Below are 18,434 nucleotides of genomic sequence, written 5' to 3' on the forward strand. Positions count from 1 at the left end.
ATAGCTCCCTCGCCACAAAGTCCGGGGCCATCGGTAAAAAAATGCACCCAACAAAAAGCCCCGCTTCCTTCCAGAAGCGGGGCTTTTTTGCGTATCAGGCCACTTGAGGCTGCACGCTCACCGGCTGTAGCGGCAGCAGCGGTGCATGGGGATCGGCCTTGACCGATTCACGCCACGCAGCCAGCCACTCGGGATGCGCCTCGCTCCAAACCTGCTCGTGCAGGCGGGACAAGGCCACCGGATCGCTCAGCAGTGCCAGTCGCTCGGCGTTGCTGAGACCGGCAGGACCGGCCTTCAAGGCGTGACGAACACGTTCGACCCGCAGCCATTCAATCGGCTCGGCCTGGCCGTGACGCGAAGTGGCCAGGGCATACGCCAAGGCATTCTGTTGTGGATCGACCACTGCCCGGATGAAGCCGTCGTTCAGCGCGTGCCAACGGTTTTCATGGGTGTACTGGTCCGTCGACAGCAGTTCCTGCGGCGGTGCGTATTCCTCAGGGATCAGGAACAGGCTCTCATCACGGGACTTCAAGCCCAGGCCCACGCGACTGGAGATCACCGACACCGGGATCGACAGCATCAGCGAACCGACGATCGGCACCAGCCACCACAGGAAGCTCGGGTTCAGCCAGATAACCAGCAAGGCCCAGAAGAAGCCCAGCAGGGTCTGCGGACCGTGGCGCTTGACCGCTTCGCTCCAGGGCGTGGAGTCGTCGTCACGTTGTGGCGAGTTCCAGGTCGCGGCCCAGCCCAGGAACGCGGCGAGCACGAAGCGGGTGTGGAAAATCATCCGCACCGGCGCCAGCAACATGGAGAACAACATCTCCAGCAGCATCGACAGCGTCACCTTGAACTTGCCACCGAACTCCTTCGCACCCTTGGCCCAGATCAGCACGATGCTCAGCAGCTTGGGCAGGAACAGCAGCACGATGGTCGTCGAGAACAAGGCGATGGCCTTGTCCGGATGCCATTGCGGCCACAGCGGATAAAGCTGGCGTGGTTCGAGGAAGTATTGCGGTTCCATCAGGGTGTTCACCGCCAGCAGCGCAGTGGAGAGCACCAGAAAGAAGAACCACAGCGGCGCCGACAGGTAGGACATCACGCCCGTCAGGAACACCGCACGGTGCACCGGGTGCATGCCCTTGACCAGGAACAGCCTGAAGTTCATCAGGTTGCCGTGGCACCAGCGACGGTCACGCTTGAGTTCGTCCAGCAGGTTCGGCGGCAGCTCTTCGTAGCTGCCCGGCAGGTCATAGGCAATCCACACGCCCCAGCCGGCACGGCGCATCAGCGCTGCTTCGACGAAGTCGTGGGACAGGATCGCACCGGCGAACGCGCCTTTACCGGGCAACGGCGCCAGGGCGCAGTGCTCGATAAACGGTTTCATGCGGATGATCGCGTTGTGGCCCCAGTAGTGGGATTCGCCCAACTGCCAGAAGTGCAGGCCGGCGGTGAACAGCGGACCGTACACCCGGGTGGCGAACTGCTGCATGCGCGCATACAGCGTGTCCATGCCCGAGGCACGTGGCGCTGTCTGGATGATGCCAGCGTCCGGAGTGGCTTCCATCAGGCGCACCAGGCTGGTCAGGCACGTGCCGCTCATGACGCTGTCGGCGTCGAGTACGACCATGTACTTGTAGTCGCTGCCCCAACGACGGCAGAAGTCGTCGAGGTTGCCACTCTTGCGCTTCACGCGACGGCGACGGCGGCGATAGAAGATCTTGCCGAAGCCGCCGGCTTCACGGCAGACGTCCAGCCAGGCCTGTTGTTCGGCGACGCAGATGTCGGTTTCGTTACTGTCGCTGAGGACGAAGAAGTCGAAGCGATCCAGGTCACCGGTAGCGGCCACCGACTCGAACGTCGCGCGCAAACCGGCAAATACCCGTGGCACGTCTTCGTTGCAGATCGGCATTACCAGCGCGGTGCGGGCGTCCTTGGGAATCGGCTCGTTGCCGGCGCTGGCACCAGAGATCCGGTACTTGTCGTGGCCGGTGAGCAATTCGAGGAAGCCCATCAGCGCCGTCCAGAAACCTGCCGACACCCAGCAGAACAGGATCCCGAACAGAATCAGGATGCTGGTTTGCAGCGCATAAGGCAGCACTTGCGTGGCGGTCTGCGATAGCGGTTGGTGCAGGACTTCGTCCAGGTCCACCAGCGACCAGCCCTGGTACGGCATGATGCCTTTCATGTACCAGCCGGCGACGATGGTCTGGCCGAGCATCAATATCAGCAGGATGTAGCGACGGGTCGAACCCACGGTGCGCCAGCGTGCATGAGGCAGCACGCGCTCATCCTTGGGCGGCTTCGGCGGGTTGGTACGACCGGTCAGGCGCCGCCAGGCGCGCACCAGGATATTGGTGCGCCACGGCTCCGGCACGACCTTGGTCCGACGGATCGGCGGCGTCGCCTTGAGGCACACCCGACCACTGGCGTCGAGCCCGAGCATTTCGGCTTCTTCGAGCTCTTCGGCGGTGCTCAGGGTCAGTCGGCGGCCTACCGAGGCTTGCGCCGCCTCGGCGGGCGCGTCGAAGGTCGAAGACGACAGGCGTTCATGCAATTCGCTGAAGGACTTGCAGCCCGCCAGTTCGGCGCGCTGCTCGTCGGTCATGGGCAAATGGGCCAGGTACTCGCTGAGTGTCTCTGGCTGTACTGGAGTATTACTCATCGGCTGGCAACTGATAGCTCCAGGTCTCGGTCAGGACTTGTTCAGTCGGTTCCGGTTCCTGCGGGGTTGGGGTCGGTTCAACAGCAGCATCCGCCGCCTTGACGGCTTTGGCTTCGTCTTTCGCTTTTTCTATCGCGAGTTCTTTTTCGGTCTGCTGGCGGGCGACTTTGTCGGCCTTGGCCAGGGTCGTGGTCACGGAGTGCGAGGCGGCCGGGGCTTCGACAGGCGTCAATGGACGCACGAGCGCCGCGCGCATTTCGGTGGCCTGTTTCGAATCCTTGATCTTCAACCGCAGGGTCAAGCGCCAGCCCTTGGTTTCAGGGTTGTAGCGCACGCTATTCTCGACGATCTCACCGTTTTCGCCGACGCTCACCTGGCTACGCACATCGGCGTCTTCCGGCAAGGCTTGCAAGGACGGGCCTTCGAAATCCACCAGGTAGGCCACGCTACCATCCGGCTGACGGATCAGGTTGGATTGCTTCACGTCACCGGTGGAACGCAGGGTCTGCTTGACCCAGGCACTGTCCGGCGAGTGCAGGCTGGCTTCGTCGAGGGTCCAGTGCAGGCGGTAGCTGAAGTCCAGCGGCTGGCCTGGCTCAGGCAGTTTTTCCGGGCTCCAGAAGGCAACGATATTGTCGTTGGTTTCGTCGGCAGTCGGAATCTCTACCAGGTCGACGGTACCCTTGCCCCAATCGCCCTTCGGTTCGATCCAGGCACTTGGGCGCTTGTCGTAGCGGTCGTCCAGGTCTTCGTAGTGGCTGAAGTCACGGCCACGTTGCAGCAGACCGAAACCGCGCGGGTTTTCCACCGAGAAGTTGCTCACGGCCAAGTGCTTGGGATTGTTCAGCGGGCGCCAGATCCACTCGCCATTGCCGGCATGGATCGACAGGCCGCTGGAGTCATGCAGCTCGCGACGATAGTTCAGCACCTTGGACGGCTGGTTGGCGCCGAACAGGTACATGCTGGTCAACGGGGCCACACCCAGCTTGGTCACGCGGTCACGCAGGAACATGCGCGATTTCACATCGACCACGGTGTCGGTGCCCGGACGCACGGTCAGGCGATAGGCGCCGGTAGCCCGTGGCGAATCCAGCAGGGCAAAAATCACCAGGTGCTTGTCGGTCGGTTTCGGACGTTGGATCCAGAATTCGCGAAAGCGCGGGAATTCCTCGCCCGATGGCAGCGCGGTGTCGATGGCCATGCCACGTGCGGACAGACCGTAGGTCTGGCCTTTGCCGATGACGCGGAAATAACTCGCGCCCAGCATGGTCATGATCTCGTCCTGCTTGTCAGCCTTGTTGATCGGGTACAACACGCGGAAACCCGCGTAACCCAGCTGCTCAGTGGCCTTCGGATCGAATGTCACATCGGCGAAGTCGAAGCGCGACGGGTCGTACTTGATCTCCTCGACGGTCGTCGCGGTGATTTCGTTGATCTTCACCGGCGTGTCGAAATGCATGCCCTGGTGATAGAAGGACAGCCTGAACGGCGTCTTCTGGTCGGCCCATTCGGCTTTTTCGGTGCGGAAACGGATTTTTTGATAGTCAGCGAATTTCATCTCGCGGAATTCGTTCGGCAGATTGCTGCGCGGGGCTTCGAATTTTTGCCCGGCCAGTTCTTGAGCCTTCGCCGATACATCATCCAGGCTGAATGCCCACAGTTGGCCCGCGCCAAACAGGCACAACAGGGCCGAGCCCGCTACCAGAGCGTTTCTAAACCGTTTGGCAGTCATTTTTGGTGCATTACAGGGACTAACAATCACGAGCAACCCTCGCCGAAAACAGATCAAAAAACCAACGGCCAGATAAAGTATCCACACGGTATCGGCATTGAAAAACCGATCCTGCAGACCACTCTTGCCAAGTTGGCGAGCATTGTTCCGACTCCGGTGGGAGAAAATGATTCCCCAAACGGACCAGGACAAGTCTCTACCTAAGTCAAATGGACCAGCGAACGCTGGTCCCCCGTAGCGCGCGATTATCTAGTAGCCCGCGTGACAACGCATCAGGGATAGCAAAGTATTTATCGAGAAAACTCCCCGTTTAGCCTCGAAACAGATCCGAAAAGATGTTTCAAACGCTTTCAGGCCTGTAACAGGAAGGTTACCGGGCCATCATTGACCAAATGCACTTGCATGTCGGCGCCGAATCTACCTGATGCCACAGTGCCATGCACCTGTTTCGCCCGGGTTAGCAAATAGTTGAACAACTCTTCTCCCAGGGCCGGAGGCGCGGCGGTCGAAAAACTCGGGCGCAAACCGCTTTTGGTGTCTGCCGCCAAGGTGAACTGCGACACCAGCAGCAACCCGCCACCGACATCCGCCAGGGACAGGTTCATCTTGCCGTCGGCGTCGCTGAACACTCGGTAGTTAAGCAGCTTATGCAGGAGCTTGTCGGCGCTGGCCCGGGTATCCCCGGGCTCGACGGCCACCAACACCAGCAAACCCTGGTCCACCGCCCCGACGATCTCGCCTGATACTTCGACCCGTGCGCCGCGAACTCGTTGCAACAGCCCCTTCATGCTTCTTCAGGCGGCAGGTCAAGCAAGCGCCGGGCCATTTGCGCCGCGGCGCGCACCAGGGCGTCGGTGATCCCTGGCTCCGAAGCGGCGTGGCCGGCGTCGCGAATCACCTGCAGTTCGCTGTTGGGCCAGTTCTGGTGCAGCTCCCAGGCATTGTCCAACGGGCAGATGACGTCGTAGCGACCATGCACGATGACACCCGGCAAATGGGCGATCTTGCCCATGTCGCGAATCAACTGATTAGGCTCGAGGAAGGCATTGTTGGTGAAGTAGTGGCATTCGATCCGGGCGATCGACAGAGCCCGCTGCGGCTCGGAGAAGCGATCGACCACCAGCGGATTCGGACGCAGGGTCGCGGTGCGGCCCTCCCAGGTGGACCAGGCCTTGGCCGCGTGCATCTGGGCGATCTGGTCGTTGCCGGTCAGGCGCTTGTGGAAGGCGCTGAGCAGGTCGTCGCGCTCGTCCAATGGGATCGGTGCAATGTAATCCTGCCAGTAGTCGGGAAACAGGCGACTGGCGCCAGCCTGATAGAACCACTCGATTTCCTGCGGACGGCAGAGAAAGATCCCACGCAGGATCAGGCCATGCACCCGCTCCGGGTGGGTCTGGGCATAGGCCAGGGCCAGGGTCGAGCCCCAGGAGCCACCAAACAGCACCCATTTTTCGATGCCCAGGTGCTTGCGAATACGCTCCAGGTCTTCGACCAGATCCCAGGTGGTGTTGTTCTCCAGGCTCGCGTGGGGGGTGGACCGACCGCAGCCGCGCTGGTCGAAGGTGACGATGCGGTACAGGTTCGGATCGAAGTAGCGGCGGCTCTGTGCATCGCAGCCAGCACCCGGGCCGCCGTGAATGAACACCACGGGCAGGCCTTCCGGGGAACCGCTTTCATCGACGTAGAGCGTGTGGGTGTCATCGACAGCCAGATCGTGCCGGGCATGGGGTTTGATCTGCGGGTACAAAGTCTGCATTGAGCGCTCCGTAAGGGGTCGAGTCATCCCTGTGGGGACTTCTATTTAGTCTGCCGTCCGGCATCATAAACCCGAATTACCTTAATGAGCATGCCCCCTGCGCAGTCAAAGCGTGTCAGCCAGGTACGCCAGCAGCGTGCGATACATCTGATCGACCTCCGGCACCAGACTCCGACCGCGCAGGCAACCATGGACCAACCCTTCGCCGACATACAACACGGCATCCACCCCTGCGGCGTTCAGCCGCTCGCTGTAAAGGACGCCATCGTCACGCAGCGGGTCCCACTGCGCCACGACGATCAACGCCGGCGGCAGCCCGCTCAGGTCATCGGCGAGCAATGGCATGGCGCCAGGCGACGGTGCGAGGCCGCCCAGGTAAAGCGCGTGATAGCTGTCCAGGTCGCGGCTGCTCAACAGCGGCGCATTGGCATGTTCGCGGCGCGACGGCAGAGGCGCCGGGCCAGCGAGCGCCGGGTAGATCAACACCTGGGAACGGGGCAACGGTTGCCCGGCATCGCGCAAGGCCAGGCATAACGCAGCGGCGAGATTGCCTCCGGCACTGTCACCAGCCACCAGCCGGCGACGCGGGTCGATGGCAAAGGGGGCGGCTGCCAGATGGCGCCACACGGCGAGGCAATCGTCCAAGCCTGCCGGAAACGGATGCTCTGGCGCCAGCCGATAATCCACGGCCACCACCAACGCGCCCAGGGCGGCAGCCAGTTCCATACAGATGAAGTCATGGGAGTCCAGGTCTCCCACCACCCAACCACCGCCGTGCAAATAGAGGATGCACGGCCAGCCTGCGGGCGGCGCTGCACGCCGTGGGTGATAAGCACGTACGCCCACACCGGCCCACTCGAAATCCTCGATGGCCAGCGTTGGCGGATATGGCGGGGTGAACGCCCGGCACATCTGACTGTAGGCCTGGCGCAAACCGGCGAGGCTGTCGTCCGGGCTGGTGAAGCTCAGGGTTTTGTCGATGAAGGCGGACATCTGTTCAGAGAGTGGATATGAGGCCATGAAGAACACCACCTATTGAAATGTGGGAGCAAGGCTTGCCCGCAATGGCAGCGGTACATCCAATAGTTATGTCGACTGATACATCGCTATCGCGGGCAAGCCTTGCTCCCACAGATAAATCACTCCACCACAGATGAATCACCCCGCCACAGCCAGGTAGGTCAATTCTTGAGACTGGCCTGCACCGCCGCCACGCCATCCTTGCCGTCGAAGCTGGTGACACCGGCCAGCCAGCGCTGAAGATCCTCGGGATGGTCACGCAGCCATTGCCGGGCGACGTCCTGGGGCGTCTTGCGTTCCATGATCGGCACCATCAACTGGCTTTCCTGGGCGGCGGTGAAGGTCAGGTTCTCCAGCAGGCGATTCACATTCGGGCAGCGCTGGGCGTAGTCCGGCGCAGTCACGGTGGAGACGGTCGCCGCGCCCTCGTTCGGGCCGTAGACGTCCTCACTGCCGGTCAGGTAGGTGATGTTCATGTTGATGTTCATCGGGTGCGGGGTCCAGCCGACGAATACCACGAACTCCTTGCGATTCACCGCCCGTTGCACCGCGGCCAGCATGCCCGCCTCGCCGGATTCGATCAGCTTGAAGTCCTTGAGGCCGAAGTGGTTGGTTTCGATCATGGTCTTGATGGTGGTGTTGGCTCCACTGCCCGGCTCGATGCCGTAGATCTTGCCACCCAACTGATCCTTGAACCGGGCGATGTCGGCAAAGGTCTTGAGCCCCGCCGCCGCCACATAGTCGGGCACGGCCAGGGTGGCTTGGGCATCGGCCAGGCTCGGTTTGTCCAACACCTTCACCTGGTTGGCCGCCAGGAACGGGGCGATGTTCTTGTCCATCGCCGGTTTCCAGTAGCCCAGGAAGATATCGAGGCGCTTGTCGCGGATGCCGGCGAAGATGATCTGTTGCACCGCGCTGGTCTGCTTGCTTTCGTAGCCCAGGCCCGTGAGCAGTACATCGGCCATGCCGCTGGTGGCGATCACATCGGTCCAGTTGACCACGCCCATGCGCACGGTCTGGCACGACGCTGGCTCGGCGGCCATGGCCCCGCCGCTCAGGATGGCGGTACCGCAGAGGATCGACAGACAGCGTTTGAACAGTCTTTTCATCGGGAAGGTCTCGTGCGGCAGCGATTATTGTAGGTCGGTGTCTTGGTGCACCGTGACCGGAACATTACGCAGCGTCGAGGGGCTGAAGATGAACTGTGGCGACGCGGTTTTGCACGGTGGCGACCGTTCCCCTCCGAGGTTCAAGGACAACACAACCCTGTGGCGAGGGGATCTGTGGGAGCAAGGCTTGCCCGCGATGAAGACACCGCGGTTCCCCTGAAACCGAGGCGCCTGTATCGCGAGCAAGCTTTGCTCCCACAGATGACTCCCCTCGCCACAGAGGAATCGCGCAGGTGTTTATTTTTTGTAAGCCTGCTGCCCCCACGCCAGCAAACCTTCCAGCAATTGCTTGAGCACCACCTGGGTCGGTTCCGCCAAGTCCGCGCGGTAGTTGAACGGTTCGAACTCTTCCATGTAGGTGCTCTGGCACAGCTCCAGTTGCACCGCGTGGATGTCTTCGGTCGGGTTGCCATAGTGCCGGGTGATGTGTCCGCCCTTGAATCGCCCGTTGAGCACATGAGTGAATTGATCGTGGCGGGCACAGATGGCTTCGAGCTGGCTGGCCAGGGTCGGGTCGCAACTGACGCCGTTGAACGTGCCAAGGTTGAAATCCGGCAGTTTGCCGTCGAACAGGTGCGGGATCACCGAGCGGATCGAATGGGCATCGAACAGCAAGGCATAGCCGAATTCGGCCTTGAGCCGCGCCAGTTCCTGCTGCAGCGCCTGGTGATAAGGCATCCAGACCTGTTGCAGATAAGTCGCCCGCTCCTCGGCCGACGGCTCCAAGCCTTCGCGAAACAATGGCACGCCATCGAACAACGTCGCCGGGTACAAACCGGTGGTGGCGCCAACGTACATCGGCTTGTCATCGGAGGGTCGGTTCAGGTCGATGACGAACCGCGAGTACTCCGCGGCCAGGGTGCTGGCGCCCAGCTCGGCGGCAAATTCGTAGAGCCTTGGGATGTGCCAGTCGGTATCCGGCAGGCTTTGCGCCTCGGGGATCAACCCGGCCTGTACCGCCGGGGTCAGGCGCAGGCCGGCGTGGGGCATGCTGATCAACAGCGGCACGCGCCCTTGCTTGAAATTCAGGACCTTCTCCACAACCGTTCTCCTCAATCGATTTCAACGCCGTGACGCACGACGCGCTTTTCCAGATCGCCACCAAGCCAGTACGCCAGGTCGGCCGGGCGGTCGATGTGCCAGGCGACAAAATCCGCCGCCTTGCCGGCTTCCAGCGAACCATGGGTGTCCGCCATGCCCAAGGCCTGGGCGGCATGAATGGTCACCCCGGCCAGGGCTTCTTCCGGGGTCATGCGAAAACAGGTGCAGGCCATGTTCAACATCAAGCGCAGCGACAGCGCCGGCGAGGTGCCGGGGTTGAGGTCGCTGGCCACGGCGATCTTCACGCCGTGCTTGCGCAGGGCGTCCATGGGCGGCAGCTGGGTTTCGCGCAGGAAATAAAACGCCCCCGGCAGCAGCACCGCCACCGTGCCGGCCTCGGCCATGGCCTTGGCATCGTCTTCGGTCATGAACTCCAGGTGATCGGCCGACAGCGCCTGGTAACGCGCCGCCAGGCTTGAACCGTGCAGGGACGACAATTGCTCGGCGTGCAGCTTCACTGGCAGCCCCAGTTGCTGCGCTGCGATAAACACCCGCTCGACTTGCGCTGGGGAAAACGCCAGGTATTCGCAGAAGGCATCCACCGCATCCACCAAGCCTTCGGCTGCCAGGGCCGGCAGCATCTCGGTGCAGATGTGCTCGATGTAATCATCGGCGCGATCTTTGTATTCCGGTGGCAAGGCGTGGGCCGCCAGACAGGTGCTGCGCACGCTGACCGGCAGTTCGGCACCGAGACGGCGGATGACCCGCAGGATCTTGCGTTCGCTGGCCAGGTCCAGGCCGTAGCCGGATTTGATTTCCACCGTGGTCACGCCGTCGCGCATCAAGCTTTGCAGGCGCTTGGCGGCACTGGCGAACAACTCTTCTTCGCTGGCGGCGCGAGTGGCGCGCACGGTGCTGGCGATGCCACCGCCGGCCGCCGCGATTTCGGCGTAGCTGACACCTTGCAGGCGCTGTTCGAATTCACCACTGCGGTTGCCACCAAACACTGTGTGGGTGTGGCAGTCGATCAGCCCCGGGGGTGACCCAGGCGCCCTTGAGATCGTTGACCGCCGGGTAGTCACCCGTCGGCAATTCGGCACGCGGGCCGATCCATTGGATGTGCCCGCCCTGGGTGACGATGGCGGCGTCTTCGATGATCGAGTAGACGCCCTGGGCCATGGTCGCGGCGTGGCAGTTTTGCCAGAGGGTTTTCATCCCGAGTTTCCTCGTCTCATTCAAAATCGATTCGCGAGCAGGCTCGCTCCCACAAGGATTGCGCTGAACCTTGTGGGAGCGAGCCTGCTCGCGATGAGGCCCTTACAGGCTCGGCAGCAATTGCGCCGTGACCAGTTCATTCAGGCAACGACTGGCCAACAACTCGCTCGCCGCGTTGATGTCCGGTGCAAAGAACCGGTCCTTCTCATAAAACGGCACTTCTGCGCGCAACAGGCTGCGAGCCTGTTCCAACTTCGCCGAGGTCTTCAAACCACCGCGCAGGTCCAGCCCCTGGCAAGCCGCCAACCATTCCACCGCCAGAATCCCACGGGTGTTCTCGGCCATTTCCCACAAGCGCTTGCCGGCGGCCGGGGCCATGGAGACGTGGTCTTCCTGGTTGGCCGAGGTCGGCAGGCTGTCTACCGAATGAGGATGGGACAGCGCCTTGTTTTCACTGGCCAGGGCGGCAGCGGTGACCTGGGCGATCATGAAGCCCGAGTTCACCCCACCATTGGCCACCAGGAACGGCGGCAGTTGCGACATGTGCTTGTCCATCATCAACGAAATACGCCGCTCGCTCAGGGAGCCGATTTCGGCGATCGCCAAGGCCATGTTGTCGGCAGCCATCGCCACCGGTTCGGCGTGGAAGTTGCCACCGGAAATCACGTCACCCTCGGCGGCGAACACCAGCGGGTTGTCCGACACCGCGTTGGCCTCGATCACCAGCACTTCGGCCGCCTGGCGGAACTGGGTCAGGCAGGCGCCCATCACTTGCGGCTGGCAGCGCAGGGAGTAGGGGTCCTGGACCTTGTCGCAGTTCTGGTGCGAATCGGAGACTTCGCTACGTTCGCCCAACAGGTCGCGGTAGGCAGCGGCGGCATCGATCTGGCCTTTCTGGCCGCGGGCGGCATGGATGCGCGCGTCGAATGGCGAACGCGAGCCGAGCACCGCTTCCACCGTCAGGCTGCCCAGGGCCAGGGCACCGGCGAACAGGTCTTCGCCTTCGAACAGGCCACGCAGGGCAAACGCGGTGGACACCTGAGTGCCGTTGAGCAGCGCCAGGCCTTCTTTCGCCGCCAGGGTCAGCGGCGCAAGGCCGGCCACTTTCAGCGCTTCGACAGCCGGCAGCCATTCGCCCTTGTAGCGGGCCTTACCCTCGCCCAGCAACACCAGGGACATGTGGGCCAGTGGTGCCAGGTCGCCGGAAGCGCCGACCGAGCCTTTCAGCGGAATGTGCGGATAGACCTCGGCATTGATCAGCGCAATCAGCGCATCGATCACCTGCCGGCGGATCCCGGAAAAGCCCCGGCTGAGGCTGTTGACCTTGAGCACCATGACCAGCCGAACCAACGCATCGCTGATCGGCTCGCCCACCCCGGCGGCATGGGACAGCACCAGGGAGCGCTGCAGGTTTTCCAGGTCTTCGCTGGCGATGCGGGTCGAGGCCAGCAAGCCGAAACCGGTGTTGATGCCGTAGGCGGTGCGGTTCTCGGCCAGGATCTGTTCAACGCAGGCGACACTGGCTTCGATCTGCGCCGACGCGCTGGCGTCGAGGCTCAGGGTCACGGGTTGCTGATAGATGTCACGCAATTGAGCCAGGCTCAATTGGCCGGGAATCAGGTTTAAGGCAGTCATGTATTGCTCCTTTTGAGAGTTTTGTTTTCACCCGCCAGTCGCTCCGGAATGTTCCGTTATCCGTCACCCTCGCCTTTTGGGCGATGGGTGCCTTGGCACGCTGGCGGTTTTTGATCAGTTCAAATTCGGTAAAGCGTTGTGCAGCACGGCTGGATCTTTAAGCAGCGCGGCGGCGCTGGCGATGTCCGGCGCCAGCCAGCGGTCCTGGTCGTAGGCCGGGACATGCTCGCGCAGCAGTTTCCACGCAACGTCGGTGCCGGCACCGAAGCGTTGCGTCTTGAGAAATTCAAAGGCCTGGGCCGCCAGCAGGTATTCGATGGCGAGGATCTGCGTGCAGTTTTCCAACGCCCGATGCAGCTTCAGGGCGGCGTTGGTGCCCATGCTCAAGTGATCTTCCTGCAGCCCTGAAGTGACGAAGTTGTCGAGCACCGCCGGTTGCGCCAGTTGCTTGTTCTCGGCGCACAGCGACGCGGCGACGTATTGCACGATCATCATCCCCGAATTCACCCCGGGGTTGGCCACCAGGAATGCCGGCAGGCCGCTGACATGGGGGTTGATCAAACGGTCGAGGCGGCGCTCGGCGATGGAGCCGATTTCGGCCATGGCAATCGCCAGCAGATCCGCCGCCAACGCCACCGACTGGCCGTGGGGGTTGGCCTGGGACATGACGCGGAAGTTTTCCGGCGTGCCCAGCAGCAGCGGGTTATCGGTGGTGGCGTTGAGTTCGGTTTCGATCTGTTTACGGGCATGCTCCAACTGATCGCGAGCGGCTCCGTGCACTTGGGGAATCGAGCGGATACTCAAGGCGTCCTGGGTGCGAATGCCCAGGCTCGCGGCGATGACTTCGCTGCCGTCGAGCAAGGCCCGCAAGTTGCCCCCGACTTGCTGCATGCCCGGGTGCGGCTTGAGGGCGATGATCTCGGCATCGAACGCTGCGATCTGCCCGCGCTGGGCCTCGAAGCTCATGGCACCGATCACATCGGCCCATTGCAGCAGGCGCGTCGCATCGGCGAGAGCCAGGCAGCTCAGACCGGTCATGCACGGTGTGCCGTTGACCAGGCACAAACCGTCCTTGGCCCCCAGTTGCACCGGTTGCAGGCCTTCGGCAGCCAGGGCCTGTTGCGCCGGGACTGTTTGCCCGCGATAGCTGACATTGCCCACGCCCAGCAGCGCGATGCTGATGTGGGCCATGTGGGTCAGGTAGCCCACCGAACCTTGGGAGGGCACTTGCGGTGTGATGCCACGATTGAGCAACGCCAGCAGCGCTTCGACCACCCGACGATGAATGCCGGACTTGCCCTGGCTGTAGTTGAGGATGGCGGTGCAGAGAATCGCCCGGGTCTGCTCATCGGAAAGCGGCGCGCCGACACCACAGGCATGGCTGAGCAGGGTGTTGCGTGACAGTTGGCTGAGTTGTTCGTCCTTGAGCGAGACATTGCACAAGGCTCCCAGGCCGGTGTTGACGCCGTAGGCACGCTCGCCACTTTCGACGATGCGCTGGACGATGGCCTGGGCATTGTCGATCCGCGCCCAGGCCTGGGCCGACAGCTCGAGCACAGCGCCGAAGCGGGCGACGGCGACCACGTCCTGCCAGCGCAACGGAGCGCCGGTGATTACGATTTTTTCAGCCTGGGACATCTTCAACCTCATGAAAAATTCATTTCAGCATCACATCTGCTTAAGGCATAGCCTCTGTGGCGAGGGAGCTTGCTCCCGCTGGACTGCGCAGCAGGCCCAAAAGAAGCGGCCGCTGCGCGCCCGAGCGGGAGCAAGCTCCCTCGCCACAAAAGCGCGCCGACCACCACAACCTCAAACCACCGCCGCCCTGCGCTGCACGAACCGATCGACATACTCATCCGCCGGCGAGTGCAGGATCTCGCGCGGCGTACCAACCTGAATCAGTTTGCCGTCCTTGAGAATCGCGATGCGGTTGCCGATGCGCACGGCCTCGTCGAGGTCGTGGGTGATGAACACGATGGTCTTGTGCAGGGTCTTTTGCAGTTCCAGCAACTGGTCCTGCATTTCCGCACGGATCAGCGGGTCGAGGGCGCTGAAGGCTTCGTCCATCAGGATGATGTCGGTGTCCGCCGCCAAGGCACGGGCCAGGCCCACGCGCTGGCGCATGCCGCCGGAGAGCTGGTGCGGGTACTTGTTCTCATAGCCCTTCAGGCCCACGGTGTTGATCCAGTGCAGCGCTCGCTCAGCGCACACCTGCTTGCTCTCGCCGCGCACTTTCAAGCCGTAGGCGACGTTGTCCAGCACGCTCTTGTGGGGCAGCAGGCCGAAGCTCTGGAACACCATGCTGATCTTGTGCCGGCGAAACTCGCGCAGGGCGTCCATGTCCAGTTGCAGGATGTCTTCACCGTCTACCAGGATCGCCCCACTGGTGGGATCGATCAGTCGGTTGAAGTGGCGTACCAGGGTGGATTTGCCGGAGCCGGACAGGCCCATGATCACGAAAATCTCACCAGTGCCGATACTCAGCGATAGGTCGTTCACGCCGACCACGCAACCGGTTTCGGCCAGTACCTGGTCCTTGGTCTTGTTCTGGCGGATCAGCTCCAGGGCTTCCTTGGAGCGATTGCCGAAAATCTTGAAGACGTTCTTGACTTCGATCTTGCTGATGGCTGCGTTGCTCATTTGCTCACCTCATGCCGAGGACGACCATAGGCCTGGGTAATGCGGTCGATGACCACGGCGAGAATCACGATGGCCAGCCCCGCTTCGAGGCCGCGTCCGACGTTGAGGGTCTGGATGCCCACCAGCACGTCTTCACCCAGGCCTCGGGCGCCGATCATCGAAGCGATGACGACCATCGACAGGGCCATCATGGTGGTCTGGTTGATCCCGGCCATGATGCTCGGCAGGGCCAGGGGCAGTTGCACGCCGAACAGCTGTTGCCAGCGATTGGCGCCAAACGCGTTGATGGCTTCCATCACTTCGCCGTCCACTTGGCGAATGCCCAGGTCGGTCAGGCGAATCAATGGCGGCGCGGCATAGATCACCGTGGCGAAAATCGCCGGGACCTTGCCCAGGCCGAACAGCATCAACACCGGAATCAGGTACACGAAGCTCGGCATGGTCTGCATGATGTCCAGCAGCGGCATCAGCACCGAACGCAGGCGATTGCTGCGCGCCGAGAGGATGCCCAGCGGGATGCCGATCAACACCGAGATCAGCGTCGCCACCAGCATCAGGGCGAGGGTCTGCATCAGTTTGTCCCACAGGCCCACCGCCCCCACCAGGAACAACAGGCCGACGATGACCGCCGTGGCCACGACCTTGCGGGTGGCGTGCCAGGCAACGCCGCCGACGATGGCCAGCATCAGCCACCAGGGCGCCATGCGCAGCAGGCCTTCGAGGTTGACGATGGCCCACAGCAGGGTGTCGGAGATGTGCCGGAACACATCGCCATAGTTGGTCACCAGGGAGTCAACCCAACCGTTGACCCAATCGGCGATGGAGAAGGTAAAGCTTTCGGGAAACATAAGAGACTCTCGATCAAGTGGATGCGGTGAACGTCCCGGCCAGCCCTACGACTGGCCGGGGGTATTCGACCTACAGAGCCGCGTCGATTTTCTTGGCAGCGTCTTCGCTTACCCAGGCGTGCCAGACTTCAGGATGTTCCTTCAGGAAGATCTTCGCCAGTTTCGGCGACTCGATCCGCTCCTTGGCCATGCGCCCGAGGTTCTGGTTCAGGATATCGATGGGCAGGTTGACCTTTTCCAGCACCGCCACCAGTTCCGGGGCTTCGTCGTGGAAGGTCTTGGACAGGCCGACCTTGATGCTCACGCTTTTATCCACGCCCGGTTTTTCTTCCAGTTTCACCAGGTCCACCTGGCCCATCAGCGGCGTTGGCGACCAGTAGTAGAACAGGATCGGTTCGCCACGCTTGTAGCTCGACAGCACCGCCGCATCCAGCGCCGGGCCAGTGCCGGGGCGGAAGTTGGTGTAGGTTTTTTCCAGGCCGTAGCTTTTCAGCATTTCGCTGTTGTCCAGCTCGCAGGTCCAGCCGGCCGGGCAGTTGTAGAAACGGCCCTTGGACGGTTCTTCCGGATCCTTGAACACGGCGGCGTACTGCCCCAGGTCGGCGATGTTCTTCAGGCCTGGCGCCTTGGCTTCGAGCTTGCGCTTGGCATCGCCTTCCACCACGTAGCGCGGCACGTACCAACCCTCGATGGCGCCTACGACCGGGGCACCGACACCGACCACTTTGCCGGCCTTCTCGGCCTTGTTCCAGACTTCGCTGCGGCCGACCCACTCTTCGGCAAACACCTGGATGTCGTTGCTGCTCAGGGCGTTTTCCATGGTGATGGAGTTGCCTGGCAGGCTGTCGGTCTTGCAGTCGTAGCCTTTTTCCAGCACCACTTGCAGGACGTCGGTCAGCAGCATGCCACTTTCCCAGTTCAGGCCGGCGAACTTCACCGGTTTGCCCGACTCGCACCAACCCGCCGCTTGCGTGGCGCCGGCACTGGCCAGCAGGCCCATGGAAAGCAATGTGGTCAGCAGGGTCTTGTTCGATTTCATTGTGTGACGCTCCTAATCAGTGAATTGGCTTACGGCAGTCAAGAGGCATCCAGCCCTGTCAACGTCCCATCAGACCGCTTGAACGCGGCCCGCCCTGCTCGGTTGTGCGTCAACCGTGTCCTGCTCGACCGGCAGGATCAATTGATCGGGTACAGCGCTGTGCCACTTCTTGGCGGCGAGGTAATACAGCACCGCCGGGACCACCAGACCGATGATCCAGGAAATATCCACACCCCCCATCGCTCCCACCAGCGGACCGGTATAGAACTTGGTGGCAATGAACGGCAATTGAATCAGTACACCTACCGCATAGATGCTGATACCGAGGGCGTTCCAGCGACCGTAGCGACCGTTCGGGTCAGCCAGTGCCGGCACGTCATAGCGCTCGCGAGTGATGCAGTAGTAGTCCACCAGGTTGATCGCGCTCCACGGCGTAAAGAACGCCAGCAAGAACAGGATGAAGGACTTGAACGCACCGAGGAACGAGTGCTGGCCGAGCAGCGCGATCAGGGTCGCGGCGCCGACGATGACCAGCACGAAGACCAGGCGCTGCAAGCGCGTGACGTTCAGGTGCCCACGAAAACCGCTGATGATGGTGGCAATGCACATGAAGCTGCCGTAGGAGTTCAGCGTGGAGATGGTGACCTTGCCGAACGCGATGCTGAAGTACAGCAGCGCAGCGGTGGCGCCGGTCCCCCCCAGGCCAACGATGTAGGCCACTTCGTGACCTGCGAACTGCCCGTTGGCCGAGGCGGCGGCAAACACGCCGAGAATCATCGCTACCTGCGCACCGATGACTGAACCGGCGCCTGCGGCAAAAAAGGTTTTCACCGAGGACGTCTTGCTCGGCAGGTAACGCGAATAGTCCGCCACGTAGGGGCCGAAGGCGATCTGCCAGGATGCCGCAAGCGACACCGCCAGCAGGAAGCTGCTCCAGCTGAAATGGCGGATTTGCAGGAGTGCGCCAACGTCTGTCTGGCTAATCAGGCGAGCGAACAGGTAAACAAAGGCAATCACGCCAAGGATGCTGGCGACACGACCAATGAAGTGAATCACCCGATAACCGAGCACCGTGACCAGCACGATGACACTGGCGAAAATGAGGATGCCGACACTGTCGCTGACGCCGAACAACTGGCCCAGCGCCTGGCCGGAAAGCACGGTTCCGGTTGCGGTGAAACCCAGGTACATCAGGCACACCAGCACGATCGGGATGGCCGCGCCGTAGACACCGAACTGCACCCGGCTGGAGATCATCTGCGGCAGGCCAAGCTTGGGTCCTTGTGCGGCATGCAACGCCATCACGCCACCGCCGAGCAGTTGGCCGATCAGCAAACCGATCAACGACCAGAACACGTCACCGCCCAGCACCACCGCCAATGCGCCGGTGACAATGGCAGTGATTTGCAGGTTAGCCCCCATCCAGAGAGTGAACTGGCTCAACAACCGACCGTGCCGCTCCGCTTCCGGGATGTAGTCGATCGAGCGTTTCTCGATCAACGGCTTGCTGCTTGCGCGTGTGCTACTGACAGCCATGGTTCAACCTCTGGTGGATTGTTCTGGAATTCATTGGCGCTGCAATTTCCATGTGGGAGCGAGCCTGCTCGCGATTGCGATCTATCAGCCGACACCTGAATTGAATGTGCTGACGTCATCGCGAGCAGGCTCGCTCCT

At 62.1% G+C, this 18,434-nt stretch carries 13 protein-coding genes and 1 pseudogene; all 14 read right to left on the reverse strand.

What is annotated here, in order from left to right; translation table 11 throughout:
* Nucleotides 1-94: 94 nt before the first annotated feature.
* The 14 genes and pseudogenes from mdoH to GN234_RS16290 all read right to left on the reverse strand — a co-directional run bounded on the left by mdoH (nt 95) and on the right by GN234_RS16290 (nt 18,296).
* Entirely contained in the window at nt 95-2,665 is a 2,571-nt protein-coding gene (gene mdoH / locus GN234_RS16225; RefSeq protein ID WP_176688767.1) for a glucans biosynthesis glucosyltransferase MdoH, read from the reverse strand.
* Complete coding sequence (locus GN234_RS16230; RefSeq protein ID WP_109752357.1) at nt 2,658-4,427, reverse strand: glucan biosynthesis protein G; 1,770 nt, start codon at nt 4,425-4,427, stop codon at nt 2,658-2,660. Before GN234_RS16230 ends, mdoH begins: the two co-directional genes overlap by 8 nt.
* A 320-nt stretch (nt 4,428-4,747) precedes the next feature.
* Complete coding sequence (gene dtd, locus GN234_RS16235) at nt 4,748-5,185, reverse strand: D-aminoacyl-tRNA deacylase (protein ID WP_109752013.1); 438 nt, start codon at nt 5,183-5,185, stop codon at nt 4,748-4,750.
* Nucleotides 5,182-6,153, reverse strand: a complete 972-nt coding sequence (gene pip / locus GN234_RS16240) for a prolyl aminopeptidase (RefSeq protein ID WP_003196909.1) — start codon at nt 6,151-6,153, stop codon at nt 5,182-5,184. The genes dtd and pip overlap by 4 nt, the downstream gene beginning before the upstream one ends.
* 105 nt (nt 6,154-6,258) lie before the next feature.
* Nucleotides 6,259-7,173, reverse strand: a complete 915-nt coding sequence (locus GN234_RS16245; protein WP_163855681.1) for an alpha/beta hydrolase — start codon at nt 7,171-7,173, stop codon at nt 6,259-6,261.
* A 161-nt stretch (nt 7,174-7,334) separates the two neighbouring features.
* Nucleotides 7,335-8,282 carry a choline ABC transporter substrate-binding protein gene (locus GN234_RS16250; protein WP_176688768.1) on the reverse strand — a complete coding sequence of 316 codons (948 nt, stop codon included), beginning with the start codon at nt 8,280-8,282 and terminating at the stop codon, nt 7,335-7,337.
* A gap of 297 nt (nt 8,283-8,579) precedes the next feature.
* Complete coding sequence (gene hutG / locus GN234_RS16255) at nt 8,580-9,383, reverse strand: N-formylglutamate deformylase (RefSeq protein WP_116833971.1); 804 nt, start codon at nt 9,381-9,383, stop codon at nt 8,580-8,582.
* A gap of 11 nt (nt 9,384-9,394) precedes the next feature.
* A pseudogene (gene hutI / locus GN234_RS16260) lies at nt 9,395-10,598 on the reverse strand (imidazolonepropionase).
* A 102-nt stretch (nt 10,599-10,700) separates the two neighbouring features.
* Nucleotides 10,701-12,233 carry a histidine ammonia-lyase gene (hutH, locus tag GN234_RS16265; protein ID WP_109752008.1) on the reverse strand — a complete coding sequence of 511 codons (1,533 nt, stop codon included), beginning with the start codon at nt 12,231-12,233 and terminating at the stop codon, nt 10,701-10,703.
* Nucleotides 12,234-12,347: 114 nt separating this feature from the next.
* Nucleotides 12,348-13,871, reverse strand: a complete 1,524-nt coding sequence (hutH, locus tag GN234_RS16270) for a histidine ammonia-lyase (protein WP_176688769.1) — start codon at nt 13,869-13,871, stop codon at nt 12,348-12,350.
* Between the two features lie 171 nt (nt 13,872-14,042).
* Nucleotides 14,043-14,873 carry a quaternary amine ABC transporter ATP-binding protein gene (locus GN234_RS16275; RefSeq protein ID WP_050586211.1) on the reverse strand — a complete coding sequence of 277 codons (831 nt, stop codon included), beginning with the start codon at nt 14,871-14,873 and terminating at the stop codon, nt 14,043-14,045.
* Nucleotides 14,870-15,721 (reverse strand): ABC transporter permease, encoded by an 852-nt coding sequence (locus GN234_RS16280; protein ID WP_109752006.1) that lies wholly within the window; start codon nt 15,719-15,721, stop codon nt 14,870-14,872. The genes GN234_RS16275 and GN234_RS16280 overlap by 4 nt, the downstream gene beginning before the upstream one ends.
* Before the next feature lie 70 nt (nt 15,722-15,791).
* Complete coding sequence (locus tag GN234_RS16285; RefSeq protein WP_014336129.1) at nt 15,792-16,760, reverse strand: ABC transporter substrate-binding protein; 969 nt, start codon at nt 16,758-16,760, stop codon at nt 15,792-15,794.
* A gap of 69 nt (nt 16,761-16,829) precedes the next feature.
* Nucleotides 16,830-18,296 (reverse strand): purine-cytosine permease family protein, encoded by a 1,467-nt coding sequence (locus GN234_RS16290; protein WP_176688770.1) that lies wholly within the window; start codon nt 18,294-18,296, stop codon nt 16,830-16,832.
* Nucleotides 18,297-18,434: the final 138 nt, after the last annotated feature.

It is taken from the genome of Pseudomonas bijieensis (assembly GCF_013347965.1).
GTDB classification, from domain to species: domain Bacteria; phylum Pseudomonadota; class Gammaproteobacteria; order Pseudomonadales; family Pseudomonadaceae; genus Aquipseudomonas; species Aquipseudomonas bijieensis.